This is a genomic window from Paenibacillus sp. FSL H3-0333 (genome assembly GCF_038002805.1).
Lineage (GTDB): Bacteria > Bacillota > Bacilli > Paenibacillales > Paenibacillaceae > Paenibacillus_AQ > Paenibacillus_AQ silagei.
Map to the genome: position 1 here is coordinate 7069144 of NZ_JBBODG010000001.1, position 25525 is coordinate 7094668.

General features: G+C 55.3%; 14 protein-coding genes. 3 read left to right on the forward strand and 11 right to left on the reverse strand.

Features of this window, described 5'->3' with window-relative positions; translation table 11 throughout:
- The first annotated feature begins 194 nt into the window (after window positions 1–194).
- Window positions 195–1103, forward strand: coding sequence for an aldo/keto reductase (locus MHH78_RS30980; RefSeq protein WP_341169945.1), 909 nt, complete (start codon window positions 195–197; stop codon window positions 1101–1103).
- Window positions 1104–1295: 192 nt separating this feature from the next.
- On the opposite strand, the gene MHH78_RS30985 is transcribed toward MHH78_RS30980, so the two are convergent.
- The 5 genes from MHH78_RS30985 to MHH78_RS31005 form a co-directional block, all read right to left on the reverse strand.
- Window positions 1296–1595 carry a hypothetical protein gene (locus MHH78_RS30985; protein ID WP_340978705.1) on the reverse strand — a complete coding sequence of 100 codons (300 nt, stop codon included), beginning with the start codon at window positions 1593–1595 and terminating at the stop codon, window positions 1296–1298.
- Between the two features lie 94 nt (window positions 1596–1689).
- Window positions 1690–2421 carry a ZIP family metal transporter gene (locus tag MHH78_RS30990; protein WP_341169946.1) on the reverse strand — a complete coding sequence of 244 codons (732 nt, stop codon included), beginning with the start codon at window positions 2419–2421 and terminating at the stop codon, window positions 1690–1692.
- Window positions 2422–2494: 73 nt separating this feature from the next.
- The gene (gene msrA, locus MHH78_RS30995; RefSeq protein ID WP_341169947.1) at window positions 2495–3451 is read right to left on the reverse strand and encodes a peptide-methionine (S)-S-oxide reductase MsrA; all 957 of its coding nucleotides are present in this window, start codon (window positions 3449–3451) and stop codon (window positions 2495–2497) included.
- 31 nt (window positions 3452–3482) lie between these two features.
- Window positions 3483–4280: a hypothetical protein gene (locus MHH78_RS31000; protein ID WP_341169948.1), complete on the reverse strand. Its 798-nt coding sequence runs from the start codon at window positions 4278–4280 to the stop codon at window positions 3483–3485.
- The gene (locus tag MHH78_RS31005) at window positions 4277–5002 is read right to left on the reverse strand and encodes an ABC transporter ATP-binding protein (RefSeq protein ID WP_341169949.1); all 726 of its coding nucleotides are present in this window, start codon (window positions 5000–5002) and stop codon (window positions 4277–4279) included. The genes MHH78_RS31000 and MHH78_RS31005 overlap by 4 nt, the downstream gene beginning before the upstream one ends.
- 156 nt (window positions 5003–5158) lie before the next feature.
- On the opposite strand from MHH78_RS31005, the gene MHH78_RS31010 reads away from it, so the two are divergent.
- A complete protein-coding gene (locus MHH78_RS31010; protein ID WP_341169950.1) occupies window positions 5159–5893 on the forward strand; it encodes a LytR/AlgR family response regulator transcription factor in 735 nt (244 codons plus the stop codon).
- A complete protein-coding gene (locus MHH78_RS31015) occupies window positions 5890–7206 on the forward strand; it encodes an ATP-binding protein (RefSeq protein WP_341169951.1) in 1317 nt (438 codons plus the stop codon). The genes MHH78_RS31010 and MHH78_RS31015 overlap by 4 nt, the downstream gene beginning before the upstream one ends.
- Before the next feature lie 16 nt (window positions 7207–7222).
- On the opposite strand, the gene MHH78_RS31020 is transcribed toward MHH78_RS31015, so the two are convergent.
- The 6 genes from MHH78_RS31020 to MHH78_RS31045 form a co-directional block, all read right to left on the reverse strand.
- On the reverse strand, window positions 7223–7585 hold the full coding sequence (locus tag MHH78_RS31020) for a hypothetical protein (protein WP_341169952.1): 363 nt from the start codon (window positions 7583–7585) through the stop codon (window positions 7223–7225).
- Window positions 7572–7748, reverse strand: a complete 177-nt coding sequence (locus MHH78_RS31025) for a hypothetical protein (RefSeq protein WP_155991288.1) — start codon at window positions 7746–7748, stop codon at window positions 7572–7574. The genes MHH78_RS31020 and MHH78_RS31025 overlap by 14 nt, the downstream gene beginning before the upstream one ends.
- Entirely contained in the window at window positions 7745–7999 is a 255-nt protein-coding gene (locus MHH78_RS31030) for a hypothetical protein (protein ID WP_036723207.1), read from the reverse strand. Before MHH78_RS31030 ends, MHH78_RS31025 begins: the two co-directional genes overlap by 4 nt.
- 205 nt (window positions 8000–8204) lie before the next feature.
- Window positions 8205–9362: a response regulator gene (locus MHH78_RS31035; protein ID WP_341169953.1), complete on the reverse strand. Its 1158-nt coding sequence runs from the start codon at window positions 9360–9362 to the stop codon at window positions 8205–8207.
- Window positions 9363–9388: 26 nt separating this feature from the next.
- Window positions 9389–11164 carry a sensor histidine kinase gene (locus MHH78_RS31040; protein ID WP_341169954.1) on the reverse strand — a complete coding sequence of 592 codons (1776 nt, stop codon included), beginning with the start codon at window positions 11162–11164 and terminating at the stop codon, window positions 9389–9391.
- 142 nt (window positions 11165–11306) lie between these two features.
- Window positions 11307–25382: an S-layer homology domain-containing protein gene (locus tag MHH78_RS31045; RefSeq protein WP_341169955.1), complete on the reverse strand. Its 14076-nt coding sequence runs from the start codon at window positions 25380–25382 to the stop codon at window positions 11307–11309.
- Window positions 25383–25525: the final 143 nt, after the last annotated feature.

Sequence of the window (25525 nt, forward strand, 5' to 3'; positions counted from 1 at the left end):
AATTAAGCCTATCGCCTATGAGTGGGTATGGTACTCGGGGCGCTGCAACAAACGGTTTTCACTAATTTAAACCTGATGCTGTACCCGTTGAACCTTGAAGCAGTCCCTCCCGAGTGCTTACGGTGTGCCTGAATGCTATAATGAACTCATTCATAACCATCAAAACCCATCACTGCGTAATGAAAGGACATCCGATGAAGACTAACCGATTGGGGCAATCCGATTTACATGTAAGTGCCCTGGGACTTGGCTGCATGTCGCTGGGGACAGAGGAAGCGCAGGCCACCGCCATTATCCACGAAGCGCTCGAACGCGGAATCAACTTCCTGGATACCGCCGACCTCTACGATGAGGGCCGCAATGAGGAGATTGTCGGTCAGGCCATCCGGCACCGCCGCGCCGATGTGATCCTGGCGACCAAAGTGGGCAACCGCAGAATTCCCGGCAAGGAAGGCTGGAGCTGGGATGCCTCCAAGGGCTATATCCGCTCAGCTGTGAAGGAGAGCCTGCGCAGGCTGCAGACCGATTATATTGACCTGTATCAGCTGCACGGAGGAACGCTGGAGGATGATATCGATGAGACGATTGAAGCCTTCGAGGAGCTGAAGCGGGAAGGGGTTATCCGCCATTACGGCATCTCCTCTATCCGGCCGAATGTGATCCGGGAATATGTGCAGCGCTCTGGTATCGTCAGCGTGATGAGCCAGTATAGCATTCTCGACAGACGCCCGGAGGAGAGCATTCTTCCGCTGCTGGGCCGCGCGGGCATCAGCCTGATTGCACGGGGGCCGCTGGCTAGCGGCATTCTGACCGATCATGGCCGCAGCAAGGCACAGCGGGCATACCTGGACTATACGGAGGACGAGCTCACGTCCCTGCATGAGCAGCTGATGAGCCAGACCACCCTTACCCGGACGCTGACGCAGACCGCGCTGCAATATCCGCTGGCCGATCCGGCGGTAGCCGCCGTGATCCCGGGAGCCAGCAGCCTGGAGCAGCTGCGGCAGAATATGGCGGCTGCCCGCTCGCAGCCGCTCTCTACACTGGAGCTTGAAGCTGTAAGGGATTCCAGCAAGGCAGGACGGTATACCCTGCACGTATAGAGCGTGCTTACGGCCAAGTGGAAACGGCTTCGCCGTCCTTTTAAAGGACGGTACCGTTTCAGCGAGAAATAGAAGGATAATTTATAGCGTAAAATATATAAATTCTTATATTTTAACAGAAGAAGCTGTCCGGAAACTGTAGGCATTACAGTCTCTGGACAGCTTCTTATTTTTTGCTTAGCTTCTTATTTTCTACCTACGCACGCGATTCCTTGCCTTAACTATCCACGTAATTAATGCAGCCACAAATACCACTGCAGTAATGAGCCAGGTTAGCAGAAACGCCATGCCCAGCCCGATATTGGCATCCAGCGCTTCCCTTCTGCTCTCCAGAATCAGCATCACTGCGAGCGGCGCTCCGCTGGCTATCAGGAGAACCGTCATGCTGTAGCGGGCGAAATTCGTCCGCTTCTGAATAGCCGCGTATAAGCACAGGTATGAAGCAATCAATAATACGAAGGATAATACAGCTTCCCATTCCAGTCTAACCATCCTGTCATCACTCCTTCTCCATAGGAACCGGGGATTGCGTTATAGTATAGCGGCTGCGGCAGGCAGATGCAAATGACACTGCCGCTGAAGCACCCTAGCCAAAAAACTGCGTAATATAGACCATCGCCAGCAGCCCGAAGATAAACGAATACGTCGAGGGCCGTTCAAATCCGTGGCCGTGGCTCTCCGGGATCAGCTCCTTATACACGATGAAGAGCATTGCCCCGGCAGCAAATGCCAGCCCGTATCCAACCACATTCTGTACATAGCTGGCTGTAAAATACCCGATCACAGCCGACACCATCTCCATCAGACCGGTCAACGCTGCTATCGTCAACGCCTTACGCCGGCTGGCGCGGGCATTCATGAGGAAAATCGCCAGAATCAGCCCTTCCGGCATATTCTGCGCGCCAATCGCAATCGCCACCATCGGGCCGAGGCTTGTCTGCTCGCTGGCATAGCTGAAGCCTGTGCTAAGCCCTTCGGGGATGTTATGAATGAACAGCGCAATCATGACGAGCAGCGCTTTGGAGTCCAGATTGCTGAGGCCGGGCTTATTCTCCACATCGATATGCGGAATATGGCTCTCGATCAGATCGAGCAGCAATACGCCGGTAATCAGCCCCAGAGTCAGCGCGGTAATACCCGATTCCTTAATGGCTTGCGGCATCAGCCCGAAGGTGCTTGCAGAGACCATGATCCCGGCGGTGAAGGCCACCAGCACATCCTTCCACAGCTCGGACAGCCGCCTTACGAACAGAATAGGAATAACGCCCAGCACCGTTGCCATTGCAGACAAAAAGCTGCCTAAAAGTGCACCCGCCAAATCTTCAACCCCTTTTGTGGACAGGACTATAGATCAAGCATATGCTCAAGGCAGCTATAAATAGACCCAAGCTTCAGAGTCTCACATACCGTCCCAGCCCCCGGTCTTCAAGCTCTGCCTTCGGGACGAACAGAAGGGCGGCAGAATAGATATGATAATGCTGCTTCGCCGGCTCCGGTCCGTCAAAGGTTAGATACCCCAGATAAGCTCCGCTTAACCTGCTGCGCAGCACGGTCCGCACCTGTCCGCCGCTATAATCGGCTTCCCGCCGGATTATCCCCTCTTCCACCGGACCCGTGAAGCTGGGCCGGCCTGTGCCGGAATCGAATTTGGCTGCCGAGCTGAACAGCGGATCACCGCTGATCACATCCGTGTAGAGGCCCTCCTCGAAGTGGTCCCAATACGCATTCTGGTAGGCAGGCTCCGCGCCTTTGTTCTGGGTGACCTCATATTGCAGCTCTGTAAGCTTCCCCCGCAGCCGCTTCTTATCCTCACGGCTGTTCCAGTGCAGCGCTGTGAAGTCGTCACGGCCCGAGCCCTTCTGATATAGCTTATAATCCAGCGGATGGGTCCGGTAATAGTGCTGATGCTCCGCTTCCGCCGGATAGAACGGCGCAGCCGGCAGGATGGGCGTCACAATCGGCGCCTTGAAGCGCTTGCTGGCCTTCAGCCTCTCCTTCGACAGCTCCGCCTGCTTCCGCTGCTCTTCATTATGAATGAAGATTGCCGGAGAGTAAGAATGCCCCCGGTCCATGAACTGCCCGCCGTCATCCGTCGGATCGATCAGCTGCCAATAGATGTCCAGCAGCCGTTCATACGGGAATAGCTCCGGATCATAGACAATCTGCACTGCCTCCCGGTGTCCGGTAGTTTCCGATCCTACCTCTTCATAGGTCGGATTCTCCGTATGCCCTCCTGTATAACCCGACACCACCGAGACGATGCCCGGCAGCTCGTCGAACGGCTTGACCATACACCAGAAGCAGCCGCCGGCGAAGGTCGCCAGCTGCAGCGTATCATTCGAAGTCAAACAGACCGCCTCCCTGCATGCTTTTCCCCTATTATATCTGAATATCCCGCTTCTCCAAAACGGTCAGGGTGATGCTTAGAGACAGCAAGATCCAAGCTGCAGGAATCCACAACGCGCGTATATAATCCCCCGTCCCCGAGAGCAGAATCAGCTGTGAGTTCTCCACGTATATCCCCGAGAATTTGAAAATCTGCGTCATCAGGGAATGCTCAGAAATTGCGCGAAGAACCGCAGAGGAGGCGTCCTTGAGATACCCGCTGAGCAGCAGGTTACCGAAGATGAAGAAGAATGCGGCCACCACCGCAGAAGCCGGTTTGCGGATCAGCATCCCCAGCATCATGATTGCTGCACAATAAGCTGCCAGATAGAGCAGATTCAGTCCCAAGGCTGTCAGACCAGCCGCCAGATCCTCTGTATATCCGGCATGTCCTACCGGCGCTCCTGTGATCAGCGCTGCCGCAAGAGAGAACAGATAGAATAAACCGTAGAACTCCAGCAGCCATCCCAGAACGGCAAGCAGCTCCAGCACATATTTACCGGTGAAGTATTTCGCCTTGCTATGCCCGGCAGCAATAATATTCTGCACCGAGCCATGCTCGAAGCCCTCCGTTGCGAAGAAGCAGGCATGCAGCGGAATAACCAGATAGAACATAATGGAGAACGAAGCAGCCGTCTGGAGCGGCTCTGCATAACTGCTTAAGGAATAACCGCCTTTGCTGCCCAGAATTAGAACAAGTGCGAGGCTGGCGAGGGCGAAGATTGCGGTGATGCTTTTGAAGGCCGGATCCTTACGCAAATAATAGATTTCAGCCTGCCAGAAGTTTCTCATCTTCCGCTGCCCCCGATCAAGTCCATATAATACTGCTCCAGATTAGGCGCCGACTGCTGGAGTTCAGCAGCCGAAATCTCCTGAATCAACCAGCCTTGATGAATGAAGCCGTATTTGCCGGCCAGCAGCTCCAGCTCACTCAGAATATGGCTGGAGATTAGAAGGGTCACGCCTTGTTCATGGGACAGATGCTCCAGGATATGCCTAACCTCCACAATTCCCGCAGGGTCCAGTCCATTTACCGGCTCATCCAGCACCAGGAACTCCGGCCGGTTCAGCAGGGCGACGGCAATGCCCAGCCGCTGGCGCATGCCAAGCGAATATTCGCCCGTCTTCTTCGGACCCGCCTCATCCAGACCTACAAGCTTCAGCACTTCAGCGCCCCTGCCCCTATCCCTGATTCCGAAGATCCGGCAGTAAAAGCCCAGATTCTCCATCGCATTCATATGCGGATAGAGCGAAGGCCGTTCGATCAGGAAGCCGATACGGCGTCTGGCGCTGGCCAGCCTCTCCTTGCTCTGTTCTCCGAACAAGGCCATCCTTCCGGCTGTCGGATGCACCAGACCGCCGATGATTCTCATCAGCGTTGTTTTGCCCGCCCCGTTCTCCCCTACGAATCCGTACACATCCCCAGCCTCAATGCTCATGCAGAGCTGATCCAGCGCAACCCCTGAAGGGTACTCCTTGGATAAGCCCTCAGCCTCAAATACTGTTGCCGTCAAAGCAAACACTCCTTTTCCCTCTCAAATCTGTTGATGGCATAACGATACCATCCGGTGTCCCCTCCGCTAACGCAGGTGTCATATTCACGCGAAATCATGTCGTTTTTGAGGATGAAAATGTATAATGTAGGGATTAATGCAAAGGTGGAGAAGCCGATGATTCATATTGCTGTGTGTGACGATGAGCCCCGCGCAGCCGGAGAGGCCGAGCGCCTGATTCTGGAAACCGGAGAAGACTTGAACGAACCTATTGAAATTTCCCTATATTATTCCGGTGAAAGCTTCGCCCGGGCCCTCCGGTACGGAAGCCAGTTCGATATTATCTTGATGGACATTGAGCTGGGCGGTCTGGACGGCATTGCGGCGGGACAGCTCCTGAGGGAGGATGACGGCAATGATCCGGTGCAGCTTATCTATATTTCCAGCCATGAAGAATACCATATGCAGCTGTTTGACCTGCGTCCGTCAGGGTTCATTAAGAAACCTGTGGTGCCGGAGAGCTTCAAGCAGAAGCTGGCCGGAGCTATACAAAAGGCCACCCGCCTCCGGCAGCAGGGCCGGACGAACTTCCTTGCGGTACAGCTGAAGAACCAGGAATTAAGGATTCCCTACCTGGAGATTCATTATCTGGAGAGCAGCATCAGGCAGATTACACTGGTTACTCAGGATAGGACACTACAATACTACGGGAAGCTGGTAGAGGAGGAGCAGAAGCTGACGGCCAGCCATTTCGTACGGATTCACCAGTCCTATATTGTGAACTTCTATTCAATCCAGGCCATTAGCGCCAAAAAAATCATTCTTATCACCGGCTGTGAACTGCCGGTCAGCAGCAAATATAGCCCCGCTGTGCGCAGGGCCTATCTTCATTTCAGGGGGGAGCTGGTATGAATTCCGTACTCCTCGATGAAATCATTTATCTCGCTGTACTACCGCTCCTGTCAGTCATACTGCATCTCTTCTTCAGCCGCTTCTTCCCCTGTCGTGTGGAATCACGGCTGCGGCTGACCGCATTTTACATTCTGTACATAGGTGTTCATGCTCTGCTCCATCACAGCTCCCTGTCCGCTCTCCCGCTGATGGCTGGCAATATCGGACTGATCCTGGGTCTGTCCCTGCTCTACAAGGGCAGCCTTGCCTCACGGTTATACGCTGCGGTGTTTATCTCTGCTGTGATTATCCTCAGCGATGCGGCGGTTCCACTGCCACATACTGACTTCGGTTACAGGCTCGGCCTGCTGCTCTCGAAGCTGCTGATGCTATTGCTCGTTCTGCTGCTGCGCAGGCTGGTGAAAGACGAGGGCCGGGGCCAGCCAACCGGATGGTTAGGGTCTGTTGTCTTGCTCTGTCCTTGTCTTAGCATTGCGGTATTACTGCAGTTATCCGGCAGTCCCTTCTTCCAGCTATATCCGCAGTTATTCCCTGTCGTTCCTGCCTTGCTGCTCGCTATTAATCTTCTGGTATTCCTGCTGATTGACCGTGTGCTGAGCGCACAGTCTGAACGCAGCCAGCGCCTGCTGCTGGAGCAGCAGAACAGCTATTATGTGAACCAGTACCACCGGAACCGGGAATTTCAGGAGGAAGCCCTCCGGTTCCGTCATGACTTCAACCATATTCTGCTGGGCCTGCGCTCCAGAATTCTCAGCGGAGAAGAAGCCGCCTCTACAGCCGAGCTGGACGCTCTGCTTGGCTCGACTGGACAAGCCCAAGCCTACTGCAACACGGGCAACCCGGTTATTGACTCCATCCTGGATTACAAACGGCAGGAGGCATCCGCAGCAGAGATTGATCTCCGTCTGGAGCTGAGCCTTCCACCCCGGATGATGCTGGATACCGCTGTCATCAGCGTTATTCTGGGCAATGCCCTTGATAACGCCCTGGAAGCAGTCAGCCTGATTCCCAAGGAACAGGGAACAGAACGATACATCGCGGTACATATGCATTACCTGAATGCCAGCTTATTCATCCGGATTCAGAATCCCTACTCCGGTTCTGTCCTCCAAGGCCCAGGCGGCGAGCTGCTGACCACCAAAAGCGATAAGCGCTCCCACGGGATCGGACTGCGGAATATCCGCCAGACGATGGAGCGGGCCGGCGGGCTGTTTCAGCTTGCTTACAGCGGCCAGCTGTTTCAGCTGGAGCTGGTGCTTTTTCATATTGAGAGAGATGAACGTGGCGGAGGACGGGTGTCCGAGGGGGAATGATGGGGAATGGGGCCTGCTATTTCAGTTTCTTGCGCTCATGGCGGGTCTTGTGCCTATGGTTGCTGTCCCATAACTCCTTGTGCATCAAGCCTGCGAATACAAGCATGACAAGCGTCAGCACCAGCACATACTCCCGCAGGATATCGGATAAGCTGCCGGACAGGTTCAGCCCGAGAATAATGTTCAGCCTTCCCCACAGCAGATTGAGACACAGAAGCGCTACTGCCCCATAAGTTACCCACACACTGCGGAGGTACAAATTATAGGTACGCATAGGCCCCCGTCCGATGAAATATTTGCTGTAACGGATAACATACGCGGTAAAAGCGATTAAGGCTATCATTTCCAGTGTAATCAGGATCAAGTCAATAATGTCCATGCAGATCATCTCCCCTTCTGCCTAAGCCGGTACGGTGCAGATCAATAAGCCTCTCTAGATCATTGGATTCATACGCCTCCTGAATTTGGCCCAGGGTCTCAATTTCCCGTTTGACCCGGCTGGGCTTCAGCTCGTGCTTGCGAAAGATATCGAGGAGCTTCACTTGTTGACGACCTCCTCATCATTAGGTTTTCTCTCTGCGGTTCCTCTCTCAATCAGCAGTTTCACGAGCGTACGGTTATATTCGCTAAGCTGCTTCTCATTCTCCTCATCGCGTTTCTGATAATTCTGGATTACTTTCTCTTTATTCGCAATTTGCTTCACACTCCAGATCAAGGCAGTAGATAACAGAACATTCAGCACGACTGAACCGTTGTTATCTACGAAAAGGCCAGTCAATGCACTGAAATCCATCTGTATCCCCCCATTTCCTAATGTAATCGGAACGGCTTCGCGCCTTTACCCCTGTCCACATTTTTGGTGTAGTCCATTGCCGCCACTCTAACAGAATCACCCTCAAGCTAATCTACTCTAGCAATTGCCATTCTGATTGGGTTGAGCAGCAAAAAAAACCGGAGGACCCGTAATCCGGGCCCTCCGGAGAAGGCTGAAACAGAGATTATTTGAGTTCCGAGATCCGCCGGACCAGGGAATCATACAGATAGATCAGGTCGCCGGAGGGCTTGATGCCAAGCTCGCGGCTTAGCAGCCGCACGTAGTCTGTGTAGACGGCATTGAGGCCTTTTTTGTCTCCGGCCAGCTCGTGCACGGCCATCAGCTGGCGGATCACCGATTCATCGAGCGGATTCCGCTTGTTCAGCTTCAGCAGCAGCTTGGAGGCCGCAGCGGAATCCCGGCTGGCAATGAGCGCTGCGGCCAGCCGTTTGACGAAGGAGGCATACAATTCCGCATAACGCTCCGTCTCATGGATGGCCCACACATAAGCCTTGTCGCCGAACAGTTCCCCTGTATAGAGCTGCTCGATACGCATAGCCCGCTCTATATCCGGGGGTTCTATGGTGTGCAAGGCGGCTGCCTCCTGTTCAAATTCCAGATAGTCGATAACCGGCGCCTGAAGCTCAAGCGCATACCCGTCGTTCTCCGAACGGATCGCTTCACGCAGTCCCAGCGGCTCCAGAGATTTGCGCAGTTGATAGACGGTAGTGTTAAGATAGCTCTCCGCATTGGCCTTATGCATGCCGCCGAAGATATCCGCAACCAGCCTGGAACGGGGGACGCGCTTTCCCCGGAGCAGCAGCAGATAGGCAAACAGCTCAGCACATTTACGGGAGGTCCATTTGACCCGGCCTGCCCCGCTGCTCACGGCAACATCCCCGAGCATCGTGAGCCTTACCCGGCCGGAACCGGCCGGAGCCTGCACCTCCGGCAGAGGGGAGAGCCGTGCCGGAGCAGCCCGCCGCTGGGTAAGCACCCGGTTCACCGTACGCGCAAGCCGCTCCTGGGAGACCGGCTTGACCAGATAGTCCAGCACGGACAAGTCGTAAGCCTCCAGGGCAAATTCCTTATGTGAGGTCACGAACACAATTTGCACTGGAGAACCGGCAGCCGCCAGCCTGGCTGCAAAGGCCATGCCGCCCTCTCCCGGCATAGAGAGGTCCACGAAGGCAAGCTCCACATCCGGGTGCTCCTCCAGAAAGGCAGCAGCCGGCTTCGTATCTGTGAACGAACCCGCAAGCTCGACTTCAGGCAGCTTAAGCAGCATGGTGCTAAGAATCAGATGCATCATCCGTTCATCATCGACCAGTATAACCTTCATTTATATATCCTCCCTCCCGCTGCCCGTTACTCCATCCGTTCTCCTCCTGCCGATCCCGGCAACGTGAAGTAGAAGATCGTTCCACTTCCCGACTTGCTCTCAAACCACAGGCTCCCGCCATGGATGCGCACGAATTCACGCGCGAGCGCCAGGCCGAAGCGGGCATCTCCTGCCTCCTCCCCCAGCGGCGCCTTCAGAATCGGCTCCTCTAGGCGCAGCATGTCTGCGGTCGCTTCATCAATACCAATCCCGTCATCGCGCACAGATAAGATAACCCGGTCGTCTTCAAGCACGGCTTCAACCTCAATAGAGCCGCCTATTCCCGTGAATTTGATTGCGTTAGAGAGCAGATTACGCAGGATCAGATCCAGCATCTCTTTATCCGCCCGGACGGTTAATTCGCTGCCGATGCGCTCCGTCAGGCGGATCTGCTTCATCCCGGCCTTGGTACCCGCAAGCATCAGGGCCTGCCGGACCACCTGCTGTACACTCCAGGCCTGCGGATGGAAGGAGACCTTTCCCTTCTGGCTGCGGTACCAGTCCAGCAGATTATCAACGAGCTGGAATGTATTACGGACCTGCCCTTTGATCTCACGCACCACCTCCGCGTGCTCAGCATCCGCAGCCGTCAGCTCGTCGCCCAGCAGCTCTGTCAGGCTGACCAGCAGTGCTACCGGATCACGAATATCATGGGCCACAATGGTGAACAGCTTGTCCTTGAAGGCATTCAGCTCGGATAGCTGCCGGGCATTCTCGCGCAGCCGGACCTCGCTCTCCTTCAGCTCCGTAATGTCGCTGAACAAGAGGATTTTGCCGATAGGGGTGCTTCCTGTATCATGAATGAAGGACAGACTGCAATTATAGTACAGACGCCTGCCAGCCTGGAGCCGCTCGTAGGCAAACCGCTCGTCCTCATCGCTTAAGCCCCTGAGACGTTCAAGCAGCTCCCCGCTGCCGGCAAGCACCTCCGTCATATCCGCCGGGTAGCGCCTCCTGCTCCCAAGCTCGGGAAACATCTTCTCTGCGGCACGGTTGTAGCTGACGATCTGATTCTCATAATCGAACAGAAGGACACCGTCGCGGATCGTCTCGAACACCTGCGCCATCGCCAGCGGAGTCAGGCGGAGCAGGTTGAATCTGAGGATACCCCAGGCGTAGGCGATGCCCGACACTGCAAATCCGAATGGTGTGAGATCAATCCGGGTTCCGGTCCACAGGAACAGATTAAGCAGCATAGGCGCAACCGCACCCAGAAGCAGAACAGCAATCTGTTTGCGTACAATCGGCAGCGCCCGCACAAACATGGATATGAACAGCGCAATCCCGCCAAGCAGCACCAGATAATTATACGCAGCATGGATGTTATACCACAGCCCCTTGACGGTGTAATACAAGGAGACCGAAGGGTCCGTATTCATCAGAAAATCCCGGTAGATTAGATGATGCCAGTCATTGGTGAGCTGCAGGATGAAGATGACGGCGGGGATCAGGAACAGCAGGGCGATCAGTCGCTTGCGGAAGCGCGCAGCGGCTCCGGTGAATTGAATCGCTTGTACCAGCCATAAGGTGGAGACAAAAGGAATACCCAGATATTGAATGTGCAGCGCCAGCTTCACCTGACTTAAGTTCCCGCTAAGCAGCTCAAGACCATAGCCGAAGGCGTAGAAGGCTGCTGTCAGCATAATCAGAATCATCGTTCTGGCAACAGGAAGATGTCTTTTCTGGTACGACAGGAATGACACAAACAGCATCAGTGCTGCTGCAATAAAAAGCATAATCGACATCCAGTGCCTACTTTCCACGGCTGCGTCTCCCTTAATAACAAATTCTATTAAGTTAGGATAGCACCTTCCGGGTCGGGGTGTCCACGCCTTGATTTTCCATTACAGGTTACCGGTAAAGGCCGGTCCTTATGCGGACCGGCCTTTGCTGCAGCCTCATTTCTTACTTGGATAATTTATAAATAATCTTGGATAATGTCATGACCAGCTTGTAGTAATTTTTGAAGTCACTAATATACTGGCCTGCCGCCTTTTCGAACATCTTCAGGACAATCTTCGCCCCGATATAATCGCGGTAGACATCCCATACGGCTCCTGCCGAATCCAGCACGTTGGCTCCGGATACAATCAGCACCTTCAGTGCATCCTCCGGTTCAATCCCTTCCGTCACCTTCAGCTGATTGGTGGCATCGGAGATACTAATCCTTCCGTTGCGCATGGCGGATACGACAACAATCATGGCGATTTCATTGTTGTCCAGCAATTTTCGTTCCAGGGAATCGAGACTGTCATAGAATTCCCGCTGTTTGGCGGTGGATACCTTTTTGAGAATACGGTAGGTCTCCTTGAGCACGCCGCCCGTGGCCATCTGAATCGCAGTGCCCAGATCCACGAGTGAGATCAGACCGGAATCCAGCATTCCCTGGGCGATGTCATCCATTGTCCAGCCGCCAATTCCCACCAGCAATCCCAGCAGCCAGACCGGCTGATAATTGATCGAGATGAGAGCACCCGCAACCTCACTGACCTGTGTAAATCCTCCGTCATACAGCGCTTTGGCTAAGGAGTAGTGGCTCATACTGCCCTTATACTTGTTCAGCAGCTTGGCAACATCAATTGCGGACAGACCGAGCTGCTGCCTCAGAACTGCAATAGTGTTGTCGGTCTGCACATTCCGATAAGCAATGTATTCGCTTGGTGTGTAGTCATTGCGGATCAGCCATTGCAGCTGCTCGTCCACGGGCCAGTCTCTCAGGAAGACCAGCGCCTGCGGTACTGAGAGTCCAAGCTTTTTGAGAATCGCGGCAATAGCATCCCCGCCTTCGCCTACTGCATCAAGCCCTCCCATAATCGCCGTACCCGTATATCCGTATTCACGCATGGCAAGAGCAATCTCTGCTATTGGCGCATTCGGCAGTCCTGCCTTGACAATCTTAATGACCTTGTACGGGAGCAGATTCCACTTCCGCAAATATTGAACGATAGCGGCTGGCGTATTAACACCCAATTGTACCAGCTGTGTTCCCTGCTCCTCTTCCGTACCTGCATTTTGGAGCATTTCGTTGAAGTAATTGTAGCGCATCTTCAGAATGCTGGCATTGTCGTAACCCAGGCTCCGCAGCGTATCCACCAGGTAGCTGGACGGTGCCAGCTCCAGCAGCCCCCGGAGCTCCAGCTCGGCAGCCACATCATTGGCATTCGCTCCCCGGTCCTTCATACGCTTTAGATAGGCGTAGAGCGGATCAGCGCCGAACACTTCAGTCACCGCTGCACGAACACGCTCCGCAGACATGATCGTAGTGGAGATCGTATCCTGCACACCCAACGCATCCAGATTGAAAATCACCTTCAGTGCAAGCACGATATCGGTATCCCGGAATTTCGCCTTCATATAGTTCGCCACCGTTCCCGGGCTGCCCATAGCTGTTGCCGGAATTAGCTTCGCGAGGTAACCGATATTCGTGCTGCTGTAATACACCGTAGTGACGGCCAGACCAAGCTCCGGCCCCTTGACATGCACGGCCAGCAGGGCGGTTGCTTCATCGGCACCCAAGTTATAAGCATCCTTCAAATACTGGAGGATATCCTGCACCGGTGTACCTTGCTTATAGAGCAGGCTTACAGCAGCCTCTGTACCCGTGATTCCATACAGATCAAGTACTTGCTGAAGCGTCCCAGAGGATGTGCCCACTGCGAAATACATTTCGGCCACTATCTTCTGTACCGCATCCGCAGTGTAAATACCCAGTCCGTTCAGGATGGCCTTCGCCTCTGCCTCCGTCTTGCCATAGCTCTTCTTCAGTAATTCTGCGATATACGCCATCCGGTAGCCGCTTGTACTCAAGACCTGCGCCGCTTGCGGGGCGTCTGTAAAGATGCCCTGCGCTCTGAAGAACTCCATTGTGGCGGCATCATACGTAGTCCCATAAATGGCGCTGATGCTGCTCAGAACTGCTGAAGCACTGAACGATCCGTCTGCAATCAGCAGTGCTGCGGCAGCCGCCGCAGATTGGCCGTTATACTCTTTGAGCATTTTGACAATATCCTGGAGCGGGTAGCCCGCAGCCCATAGATAGGCAATGGCCGCTGGCTCTCCTGTAATTCCGGCTTCCTGCAGGATAGATTGAGGCGTTGTGGCCGTAGTGCCTTCCTCCACAGCTGATCCGTAGACCTGCCGCACCGTCCATTCTATAATGCTGGCGTCTTCCAATTGGAGCGACAGCAAAGCGTCATGGGTAGCCGGTAGCGAATTACCATAGTAGTTCTTGGATATTTCGGTCACATCCTGCAGCGTGTAGCCCAGCGAACGAAGATATGGCGCTGCATCCTGGATGGAGGCAATGCCGCTGCGGTCCAGCAGCTCCTCTACACTCTCATTCACCGGCTTGCCATAGTATTCCGCCACAGCAGCCAGAATGTCTGCCGCCGGATAGTTCCCGGGTTGCAGCAGGCTGTAAGTCGTCTCTCCGGCGCTGAGCTTGTAGTGCGTCTTGCCTGCTAGGACCAGGTCGGCGAGTGCAAATCCGGCGCTTCTCAGCTCCGGCACAGCATCGGCGAACACGGTGATCCCCAGCGCATTCAGCGTATCCAGCCGGGTCTGCGTCAGATTCTGCCCGTATACATAGGACACCGAATTCTGTATGTCCTCATCACCATAAGATCCCTCGACGGTCAGAGCGGCGGCAGTCTCTCCGGCCGTTAACCGGTAATGCTCCTTGCCCACCCGGACGATCCCGTTCAGATCGAACTTCATGTTGCGCAGGAAGGATACAGCAGATTCCAGGGTGACCAGCCCGCTGGCTTCCAGTGAATCCACGATACTCTCACGCTGCGAGGTCCGGTAGATATCCGTCACTCCCGCAAGGATATCCTCCTGGCGGTATAGCCGGGAATCTGTGAGCAGCTGCAAGGCTGTTCCCGCAGATAATCCGTATTCTGTCTTGGCCAGCCTGATGCTGTTCGCCAGACTGAACCGGGCCTGGAACACAAAGGCAATGGCTTCCTCGAAGGAGGGAGATCCCTGCCGGACAAGCAGTGCATGAATCACTTGTTCAACAGATTGTCCATAGACTGCGGCAAGGGTCGTTACCAGCACATTCCTGTCAGCCAGAATATTCTTCTGGACGAAGAGCAGCGCCGTCTGACCTGCGTCCTGGTGGAAGGCGTCTTTGGCTGAGCTGGCAATATCTCTAGGCGAAAATCCCGCATTCCACAGATATTCAACAGCTGCGCTTACTTCAGTAATTCCCTGCTCCTGCAGTGCTTCTGCTATCGTACTTCCGAGCGTCTGTCCGTATACGGAAGCAAGCCCGGATAGAATAAGACTCTGATCATTCGGATAAGCGGCGGTAAGCAGCTTGGCGGCTTCTCCGGCCGTAAGCCCGTAATAATCCTTGAGTGCGCGGGCCATATCCGGCAGCTTATAGCCGCCCTTCTGCAGAAATTCCAGTCCGTCTCCCGGCGATTCGAGCTTGGCAGCGCTCAGGAGCTGGGCAATGGTAATCTGCTGCTGGCTATAGAGCGACTGCAGCAGCCCAAGCGTCGCCTGCAGGTTGCCCCGCACTCCGACATGGATCAGCAGCCCCCGCATGACCTCGTCCTGGCTAAATCCGCCCTGAATCAGGGCCGGACCCACCTTGTCCGACTGCCAGTAGGCAGGGTAACGCGCAGCAAGCGTGTTAATCACGGAGGCAGCTGTAGCCCCTTGTGCCCGCAGCGTCTGAATCCACAGCGAGATTGGATCGCTGCCGTAGGCCCAGGCCGCCGCCCGGCCGATATCCTCCTGATCCTCGTTCGTCTGCTGGAGGAGCAGTGCCATCGCAGCAGCGCTATCCAGCCCGTAGACTTCGCGCAGCACCAGCGCCCGGTCCTTCAGCGGATACGGAGCCAGCCGGTCAATGACCTGGCTCATGGTAAGACCTTTTGTAACCAGATAAGCAGTCACATCATTTGCTGCAATTCCGTATGTGCTGAAAGCGGCCACCCATTCACTCCACCCCTGACTGTCGAATTCAGCAGCGACCTCTTCGAAGGAATACCCCGCATTTTTCAGCGCAGAGATCAGGTAAGGCATTCCTTTCGCTCTGACACCCTCTGTAGGGTAGAGATTAATCGTTCCTTCCACGATCATATTCAAGGTATACCGGCTGGATAAGCTCATGGCAACAGTGATATCCGGCAGCGTCGCACCAGCGAATAAATACTGGGTATCCTTCACCACTGTCCGCACATCACAGGCGCAGCCAAATCGGGAAAAGGCCTCGGTACGCTCCAGCTCCACCCAATCCTGCATCGTGAGGCCCATCTGCCGGATAAGCGGCCCTGCAATCTCAACCTTATCCCACAGCCCGGAATTACTCATGGCTGCCGCTATTGCGGTAGCATCCGCCTGCCCATCCCTATCCTGGACGAATACGGCTCGCAGCGCCGTCAGGACATCGGCTGCTTCATAACGGTTGTTGTAATCATGGTAGAACAGATCCATTGCACCGCTCAGCGTGAGCGCTGTTCCCGCTTGTCTGTAAGCATCATACATTGTCTGCAGCGATTGTACCGACGTTTTGCCCGCCAGCCTGAACTGTCTGAACAGTTCATAGGAATTGCTGCCCTGCTTCAGATAATAGTCCGCCAGCTGAACCGGATCATAGCCCCCGTCCAGAAGATATTTCAGGATATGCTCCCGCTGGGATTGGGCAAGCCCTGGTGAGAGAGCCGCAATCGCTGCCGGGAGTTCTGCACCGAACTGTTCACGCAACAGCGCGGCCTGTGCTGAAGCCTGATACCCGCTGGCGGCGAATTGAGCGAGTACCTCGCTTAACGTGACACCTGCCGACACCCATAAATCATTCACGATGATGGCAATTTCCTGCACCTCATAGCGCTTGGCCATTAAGGCGCTAATGATCACGGAGGCACCATCTCCGGCCGATTTAACCGCTTCGGCCACTTCCCGTGCAGATACCTTCGCGTTCAGCAGCTCTGTCGCCGCATCCTGCTGCGAATATTCCCGGCGCAGCAGAGAATACGTATACGCCGCCGGGAAGCCAGCGCCCATGAAGGCCCGCAGCATTTCTGCCGCGCCAGCAAAGCTGTATTGCTCTGCAATTGCCTTGCTCACATCCGCCGCCGAATATCCCGCTTGGGACAGCCAAGTCGCACTGGTAACGGCATCGCCCGAGTACAGCTCCTTGATGACCGCTGCCGATTCCGTTGCCGGTTGCTTGCCTTCGGCCATGGCGGACACGGCCTGTGCATGGCTCAGACCATATGCACTCTGGACAGCTCCGGCAATCCCGAGGCTGTCATAACCTGTCAACCGGAGTAACTGTACGGTATTGCCGCTTGTTTCATTCCAGTTATCCTTTAGGACCTTCGCCGCTTCTGTAACGGATACATTGTAGCGCTTCAGATATCCCAGGATGCCTTTGCTGGACAGACCGAATCTCTGAAGGACCGGACCGATCTCACTGGCCGAATACCCTGCCGAGAGAAGCTCTCCTGTAATCAATCCATCATACGCAGCCGTAGCCGGCTTAAGCGAATTGTAAGCATCATAGAGCGCTGACGCATCCGCGTTCATTGCATACAGGATCGGCGTCAGTTCTGAGCGGATCATCCCATACTCGATCAGCACCGCACGGTACAGATTCGCTGCCTTGAAGCCTCCGGCCCGCAGAAGCTCCGCTGTCTCCAGCGCCGTCTTGCCGTATTGCTTGTGAAGTATTTGAGCCGGGTAGGCTGCATCGTTCTTATAGGCATAGCTGGAGACGAACCCGAGCAGGGTCGCCACATTAGCCACCGGCAATTCGTCAAAGACAGCCAGGAACGTCTGATTGACCGCTTTCACACGGTTCACACCGGTGTAAGCTACCGATACCGTGGAGGCTGAACCAATTACCCGGCCGCTGCTGTTCCAGCTCAAGAGGATCTGCGCCGGATCTGCCCCGAGTGCCGCAGTCACGGAGCTTTGCCATTGACCATCGATCTTGACGGAGAAGGACCCGCTTGAAATCACGCTGGCCAGCGGCTTGTCAAACGTAAGGATAACCTGGGTTCCGTTCTCCGAAGAGGTCGCATCCAGCAGGTGCGGGGGCGTGCTTACATTATTCACCGTCAGCTCCGCACCGAGATCATACCCCGCTGCATCCAGCCGCAGCTTGAATTCCTTATTGTAAGCCAGGCTCGCTGCCACCTTGTACGTCTGTCCGAAGTCTGCCGTGGATACCGGACCCAGTGTTACCGGGTTGTTGCCGGCATCCTGCAAGCTGAACTGTACACCCTGAACCGGTGTACTGAAGCTTACAGTGAAGCCATTCTCATTCACACCTGTGAGACTTGAAGTGACACGATAAGCCACATACACCTTAACCGCTGCCCCAAAGTCATACCCTGTTTTCTTCAGGCTTAGCGAATACGTACTGCCCTCTGCAAGTTGAGCCTGAATGGTGTAGGTACCGGCATCTGTTCCCGCAGCGATATCCACCACCTTGATCTGATCGCCTGCCGCCGTAAGAAGCTCCACATCCTCAGGCTGCACATCAATTCCCTTGCGGCCCAGCAGCACACTTATTCCGCCGGCATCCGCACGGGTGACCTGGCTCGTAACCGCAACTGGCAGCACCACTTCGAGCGGCCCTTCTACCGGGTGGGACGGATCTTGCACCATCAGCGTATACGTTTGACCGGCGGCTATAGGCACACGCACCAGATAGATTTTGCCCGCATCGGCTGTACCCGGATTAGCATCATAGAATGAGCCGGATGTGAGTGTAATATTCTGCCCGCCCGGTCCGCTCAGGCGAACAAAGGACAGACTCAGATTAGGCACAGCCTTGCTCAGATTCAGACGGAAGCCGGTAGGTTCAATGGCGCTCGCCGTCAATAGCAGCATCGGAAGGACATCCAGATGAACAGACGGTCCAAAATCATACCCCTTAGCTGTCAGCGCCAGCCGGTACGCCGCCCCTTCCGTCAGCTTCGCTGCCGCTTGATACGTCAGCCCGCCGTCCGCCGTCACCAGGGAATCTAGCGCAACAGCCTCGCCACTGCTGTCCTTCAGCAGAATGTGGGTGACCTTCAAATCCGGGACTGCGGCTTGCAGCCGCAGGGTGAACCCGTTCTTGGACAGCGCCTCGATAGACTTGGCGACAGGCTGCAGCACCGTTAACGGCAGGACCGCGCCAAAATCATGACCGGCTGCCACTATATTCAGACTATAGGCGTCCCCGTATTGCAGCGCCGCCCGTATGGCGTAGGTCGCACCTCCATCTGAGGTGGTTGCCGCAGACACAACGCTCTGATTGCCCTCCGCATCCTTCAAGATGAAGCTGGCTGCGCTAAGTCCCGGAATAGCCGGGTCCAGCTTCACCGTCAGCCCGTCATTCTGAATTTTGTCATAGCTGAGTGCGACTTGTACCGGCACCTTCACCGCAAGAGCTGCCCCAAAGTCATAGCCTGTCCCGGCCACAGTCAGCGTATAGACCGCTCCATCTGCAAGATTAGCAGACAATACATAACCGGCCCCCCCGTTCAGCTCCTTGACGGCTGTAACCGGAGTGGACTGCCCGGAAGCATTAACCAGCTTGAAGCTGCCAGCCTTAAGCCCGCCAACAGCCGGGTTCAGGAAAACACTCACGCCTTGCCCGTTAACAGGACCAACCTCACCTGCAATCACACTCGGCAGCGTAGCAGACAAGACCTCCCCGAAGTCATGACCCGTCTGTTGCAGCGCAATCGTATAGGTCTGGCCTCCGGCAAATGCTGCCTTCAGGCGGTAAGTCAAGCCATGGTCGTCCGTTTCGGCAGACGACACGGGCAGCTCATTCCCGGCGCTGTCTTTCACCGTGAAATCACTGGCATCCATTCCAAAGACGCCGGGATTAAGTCCGATATCTACAAATGTCGATCCCGTTCTCAACACTGCCGCGCTTATCATAGCCGGAACGTCAATGAAGATCGGGGTGCCGAAGTCATACCCGTGCTTGACAATACGCAGCGAGTAACGCTCTGTTCCCCAGAAGCTCGCTTCTACCTTATAAGTGAATCCCCCGTCCGCTGTCGAGATTTTCATAGGATGGTAGACTGTAGCGTTGTCTCCTTGCTTGATGTTGAAATCACCCGGCAGCAGGCTTGGCATCGCCCGATCGAAGCGTACAGTGAACGCCTGATTGTTCCCGGTCTCCATCCCCTCGAACGCAGCCGCCACAGCCTGGATGGACAACGGCAGCTCGGTACCCAGATCATATCCCGGCACATGCAGGCCCAGCTTATACTGCACACCCGCCTTCAGATACACACTAATCTCATAAGACCGGCCCGCATCCCGGGTAATAACCGATCTTAAGTTGACGGTTTGGCCTTGGTCATCCGTCAGGCTGACATTTCCGGGGTCCAGACTGAGCGGTGAGGACAGGCTCAGCTTGAAGCCGGTCACAGACAACTGATCCACCGTGGCCGAAGCCGCATTCAAGGTGAACGGGTCAATGCTGTCAAAAACATACGGTGTCTTCGCAGCAATCTTCACCGTGTACGTCTTGCCTCCGGCCAGCGGAACAAGCACGTTATAGCTGCCTGGAGCAGTGGAAGCCTGGAGGGATTGTACCGCAGCGATATTTCCCTCTTTATCAGTGACCGTAATATCCGCAGCGCTTAGACCAGGCACCTCCGTGCTCAATACGAGTTTGAAGCCGCTCCGCGACTGGCTGTGAATGATTGCATACACCCCTACTTGGAAGCCCACCGTAAGCGGAGCCCCGAACAGATAGCCGGGATACTTGGCTTGCAGGGTATACGTCTCGAAGGCGTCGAATTTCCCTTCAATATTGTACATCGCGCTTGCCGGACCTTGAGAAGTCACCGTAATCGCGATCTTGCGGCCTTTGCTGTCATACAACGCGAAATGCTCTTCGGTCATATCCGGCAGATTCGGAGAGACGGACACCACAATCTTGTTCAGCACAGTGCCCACCAGCCGGAGAGCAGCCGATGCCGAGATATCGAAGGAGACCGGAGACGCCAGCCGGAAATCATCTCTCGCCAGATCCAGGGTGTACCCTTTGCCCGCTGCCACCGCATTCAGCGTCACCTGGTAGCTTAGCCCCTGATCCGTTGTCTTGAGTGAATACTCATTCACAGGGACTGGATTCCCGCTCGGATCACGGAGGATCACTTGCTGCGGGGTCAAACCGGTTACCTTGGAGCTGAATTGAAGCTTGAACCCCAGTACCGTTATATTGCTGAGTGCAGCCGTAATGATTTTCGATATTGGAAAAGCTACGGGTTCATTCACCTGATAAGTTACATCCGGCTTGTACTGTACCGTATACGTTTGCCCTCCGGCAAAGGTACCGGCAAGGGTGTAGTGAGCGCCTGCATCCGCAGTTGCCGCTGAAGTCAGTGCAATGCTGTCACCAGCGGCATTTCGGATTACAAAATGCCGCTGGGCCAACCCCGGAACCGGCGCATCCAGCTGCACCTTCACACTTGCTGTTGTCGCCTCCATAACTGTCAGCGTTGGCGGCAGCCGGAAGGAGACTGGATTCATTGAGAATTCATCCTTGTCCAGTTTGACCATGTAGGCCATACCCGGCTTCAACTGATTGCCCGGCACTCGAAGCTGGTAGCTCGCCCCGCCGTCTGCCGATTCGAACAGATTCGGATAATAGAGCGTGCCGGCTTCATCCGTTAACGACAGCCCCAGATAATTCTCAATCTCCGGGAACGCGGGAGCGAACTTCAAGGTGAACTGCCCGTCCTTCGTTACATCCGCTATGCTGGCGGCAATCCACTTATTCACATGGAACGTGACCGGCGAGTCGAAGAGGATATACCCTTTCTTCAGCACGATCGTGTAGTCCGCATTCTCCGCAAGCGTTACCCGCACATGATAGGTCCCGCCATTATCACTCGTGGTTAACGTAACTCCGTTCAGCTTGTTATTCTGCGCATCCGTGATCGTAAGGTCGCCAGGCAGGAGCCCCATTACCGGGTTGGCAAAAGAAAGCTCGAAGCCCGCACTCGTGATCTTCGATACACTGGTTGTCCCTGCGTCTGTGGTCGCTGCAACCTTGAAATTCACCCCTGCTTCCGGTAGATGCCCGTTCAGCTTCAGAGTATAGCTGCCTCCCGCCAGGTGGGCCGACAGCCGGTAGCTTGCGCCCTGGTCCGCCGTTGTTGCTGAGGATATCACTACGGGATCTCCTGTATCGTTGTTCAACAATACGAAATTCCCGGCATCCAGCCCATCCACAGCATAATCAAGCTTCGCAACCAGCCCATTGTTATCAATCTCATCGACAGAGACTGTAGCAATTAGCGGAACTAAGAAGGTGACCACGTTCGGGTCCACCTCTGCATCCAGCGCGAGACTATAGTAGCCCGGGGTCAAGGCCGCCGAGAACTGGTAGCTTCTGCCTTCCGGATCATTCATGACCGCCTTCTTGATGGGAATCTCCGGGCCTCCAAAAGCCTTGGTTAGCTTAAAGCCGTATTGCGTATTAATCTTCATCGCAGGTGCCATCACAAGCGTGAAGCCGCTGTACGTCGGATCTACTACAGTGTTCTGGGCATACACATAAATCTTCTTCGGCGCGCCGAAGTCATACCCGTCCGCCTGAACCGATACGTAATAACTCTGACCGCCCTCTCCGTCAAAAGCCACTACATAGATTCGCTGCTGGTTATCCCAAGTGACGCCTGTAACCGCAACCTCATGGCCTGCCAGATCCGTGGCCCTGAAATGTTCAGCCGTCAAATCCGGCACGCGCGGATTCAGTCCGGCCATGAATTGGGTCGGCTTCCGCCCCGCGCCCCACACATTCAGAGTCGCGTTCACCAGTGTGGCCGGCTTCCCGAAGCTGTAGCCCGGAGCCGTAATGCCAAGTACAAACGGGCCTCCGGCATTAATCTGCGTGGTAAGCAGCTTGTAGGTACGGCCTCCGTCACTGGAGCCCGCCGAGTCCAATACAACCGCCCCGCCGCTGCTAGTCTTAAGCTCAAAGGCTGAGACTGTCAACCCCGGCACCGCCCGCCCGAAGTGAACCGTAAGGCCGCTATAAGCACCGGGGTACCCGTCGAAGGTCGTATACTTACTGATCTCCACGGTCTCAGGAACAACTAGGGTCCCTTGTATGAACCGTCCGTCATAGAGATTGACATGGTAAGCATAACTTCCTGCTGCGGGCAAATCCGCAGCTATCACTGCAGATTTCCTGTCCAGACCAAGCTGGACTTCATCCACGGCTACGGCCCCGCCGCCCGGAGCCTGCAGAGTCATATCGCCTGCCGAGAAGTCTGGCGTACCTTGCGCAAACTGCAGCTCAAATCCGCTATGCGTCACCCAGCCTGCCGAAGAGGGAACTTCCTCTGCCTGGACCGCCAGAGCCGCCGGTTCCGTGAACTCATACCCGTCCATATCAAGCGAAAGGGTATACGAATCCTTCGGGGCCAGGCTGGCCCACACTTCATATTGCTGGCCGGGAACCACTGTACTGAGCATATCGATACTGACCTGCCCGCCCGCCGCGTTCTCCAGCACCAGGCTCAGAGAATCTATCTCCGGCACTGTCTTATCCATAGACAGGATAAAGCCGTAAGTACGCACAGTGCCAATCGAAGGTTCAACCTTCACCTTGCCTACGGCTGGTACAGTCACTTCAAGCGCTGTCCCGAAGCTATAGCCGCTCCGTTCCATACTAAGCGTGTAGGTGCTGCCCGGGACAAGTCCTGCAGTAATCGTGTATACACCGCCATCCTCTGCGGAGGCCGCTCCGTCCACCGGAATGCTGCTGCCATCCCCCGCTGTCAAAGCGAAATGAGCTGGGGTTAATCCCGCAACCGGTGGATTCAAGGATACCCGGAAGCCCGTCTCCGTGATGCCGTAGACCTCAGCAGATACTGAGATCACTACCGGGTCCGTAACCGGAACGAATACGGAAACAACCCCGACGAAGTGGTAGCCCGCCTTCGTCACGCTTAACAAGTAGGTAGCCCCTTCCTGCAAGGCAGCTGTCAGCTGGTAAGAGCTTCCGCCGTTATGGGCAGCAGCCTCTTGAATAGCGACAGCTTCGCCCGTCCCGCTGCGCTTCAGGGTGAAGCCAGACAGCGGCAAATCGGCTACCGGCTGATCGAACTGGACCTCCAAGCCCGCTACACTGATATTCTGCACCGCCGTGGCCACCCGAATATCCTCCGGTGTAGTCACCGGAATAACTAAGGTTACCGGGGCGCCGAAGGCATACCCTGCCTTAGAGAGTGTAATGGAGTAGGTCTCCCCCTCTTTTAAGACTGCGGCAACCCGGTAAGAGCTTCCCCCGTTCAGTGAGCCAATGAAGGATATCTCTATGGCCTGTCCCGCTGCATCCTTCAGCGAGAGCTCTGCTGCTGTCAGGTTCGCAACAGGCTTGCTGAAGCTGAGCATGAAGCCGCTTGGAGTACCGAGCGCAGCAGTAACTGCCACCTCAAGCGGCTGCTCTGCAGGCGGCAGGGTTGGCTGAGGTGTTGGGGACGGAGTAGATGTTGGAGATGGCGGGGTCGTCGGGTTGCTTCCGCCACCGCCACCACCGCCACCACTTCCTCCGCCAGTTCCACCCGCTCCACCTGCTCCGGCAGGAGGCGTGCTTGCAGCCGGAGCAGTAACCGTATACTCTCCGCGTGTCGTAGTTTCCACGCTGCCGGGGGAACGTTCAAACACTACTTTTGGAGCATCTACCAGTGCCTTCACGATTTCTCCCGCGCCTGATACACTTGCTGTGCCATGCAGCTCCAGATCACTTACCTTCACGCCTTCGTTCAGCGTAATGGACGAAGCGCTGACTCCCCCTGCAACGCTTAAGCGGCCTATGGTCCCCGAGGTGACCACAACCTTGACGTTGCTCTTAATCTCCACAGAGCTGAACTCCCCGCTCAGGGTGACTTCTCCCGACCCTGAAATGACAACTCCCTCAATACCGCCGGAAGCTGTCCCGCTCTGCTCTGACTCAAGCTTGGCATCGGACTGGACATTCAACTGCCTGATGATCGATATCCCGCCGACCACAACCCGTACCAGACCGTCCGCCCGATCCACGGTTACAACACCGAGCTGCGAATGATTGATATGTACACTATGGGCACCGCCGCCTTGAATATCTGTGCTGCCCTGTACCGTCACCTGTTCAAGGTAGATCTCTCCGTCTCCAACCTTGGAGCCGATGAGCAGATTTCCTTGAACCTGAACGTTGCGCAGCGTTATGCCCGGCGCATTTAGGGTAAGATCACCGGCAACGGTGAACGAGCCTGTAGCAGGACCATAAGTGCCGCCCGTCTCCAGAGTCTTCGCTGGAGGAATGATCCCTCCCTCTGCATGGCTGCCGGACTGCTGCTTCAGACGATCCAGCAGCACAACGGCTTCGGCCCGTGTAAGCTGCCGTGAAGCTGCAATCGTTCCATCCGGGAAACCCTTCATGTAACCGGCACTTAGCACAGCACCCAGCGCATCACGGCCATAGCCCGGAATACTGCCGGCATCCTTGAATACCTTCAGCGGATCTTCGCCGTCCTTCATCAGCACAGGCGTAAGCTTGGCGAGCATTACGGCCGCCTCCACCCGTGACAACGGCTTGTCCGGCTGGAAGGTCCCGTCAGGAAATCCCTTCACATATCCGGCCTGGACCGCTGCCTGCACCTGTGAGACGAACCAGGCCGCAGCGGGAACATCCTTGAAACTGATCTTTCCCGTTCCCTGGTAAGCAAACAAGCGGTTCACTAACGCCACAAACTCTATACGTGAGATAGTCTGATCGGGCCGGAAGCTTCCATCCTGGAAGCCTTTGATATACCCGCCTCCTATCCATTCGCTTAGTTGCGGCTCCGCCCAATGACCGCTAATATCGCTCGCAGCAGAGGCTGTCCCGTTCACAGCCGCAGCCTCTGCCTGGCCTGTCAGCCAAAGTCCGGGACTCCACAGCCCCGCAATTAGACTGACAATCAACAGCCAATGGAGCAGGAGCCTTATTCTCTGTTTTGCCCGGTGGTTCTTCACGCCAATTCCCCCTTCATCACAGCACCCTTGTTTTCGACAATCTTTGAGATTTTTCTCATAGACAAAATCATATCTTGTATATTCGAGTCTAAAGGAAGGGAATAAAAGAATAATGAAAACTTTAGAGGACAAACAGAGAAAAA

Excerpts from the sequence above, each read along its gene's own strand:
- MHH78_RS30980 (WP_341169945.1), top strand. The coding sequence starts at position 195 with ATGAAGACTAACCGATTGGGGCAATCCGATTTACATGTAAGTGCCCTG.
- MHH78_RS30985 (WP_340978705.1), bottom strand. The coding sequence starts at position 1,595 with ATGGTTAGACTGGAATGGGAAGCTGTATTATCCTTCGTATTATTGATT.
- MHH78_RS31000 (WP_341169948.1), bottom strand. The coding sequence starts at position 4,280 with ATGAGAAACTTCTGGCAGGCTGAAATCTATTATTTGCGTAAGGATCCG.
- MHH78_RS31010 (WP_341169950.1), top strand. The coding sequence starts at position 5,159 with ATGATTCATATTGCTGTGTGTGACGATGAGCCCCGCGCAGCCGGAGAG.
- MHH78_RS31015 (WP_341169951.1), top strand. The coding sequence starts at position 5,890 with ATGAATTCCGTACTCCTCGATGAAATCATTTATCTCGCTGTACTACCG.
- MHH78_RS31020 (WP_341169952.1), bottom strand. The coding sequence starts at position 7,585 with ATGGACATTATTGACTTGATCCTGATTACACTGGAAATGATAGCCTTA.
- MHH78_RS31030 (WP_036723207.1), bottom strand. The coding sequence starts at position 7,999 with ATGGATTTCAGTGCATTGACTGGCCTTTTCGTAGATAACAACGGTTCA.
- MHH78_RS31035 (WP_341169953.1), bottom strand. The coding sequence starts at position 9,362 with ATGAAGGTTATACTGGTCGATGATGAACGGATGATGCATCTGATTCTT.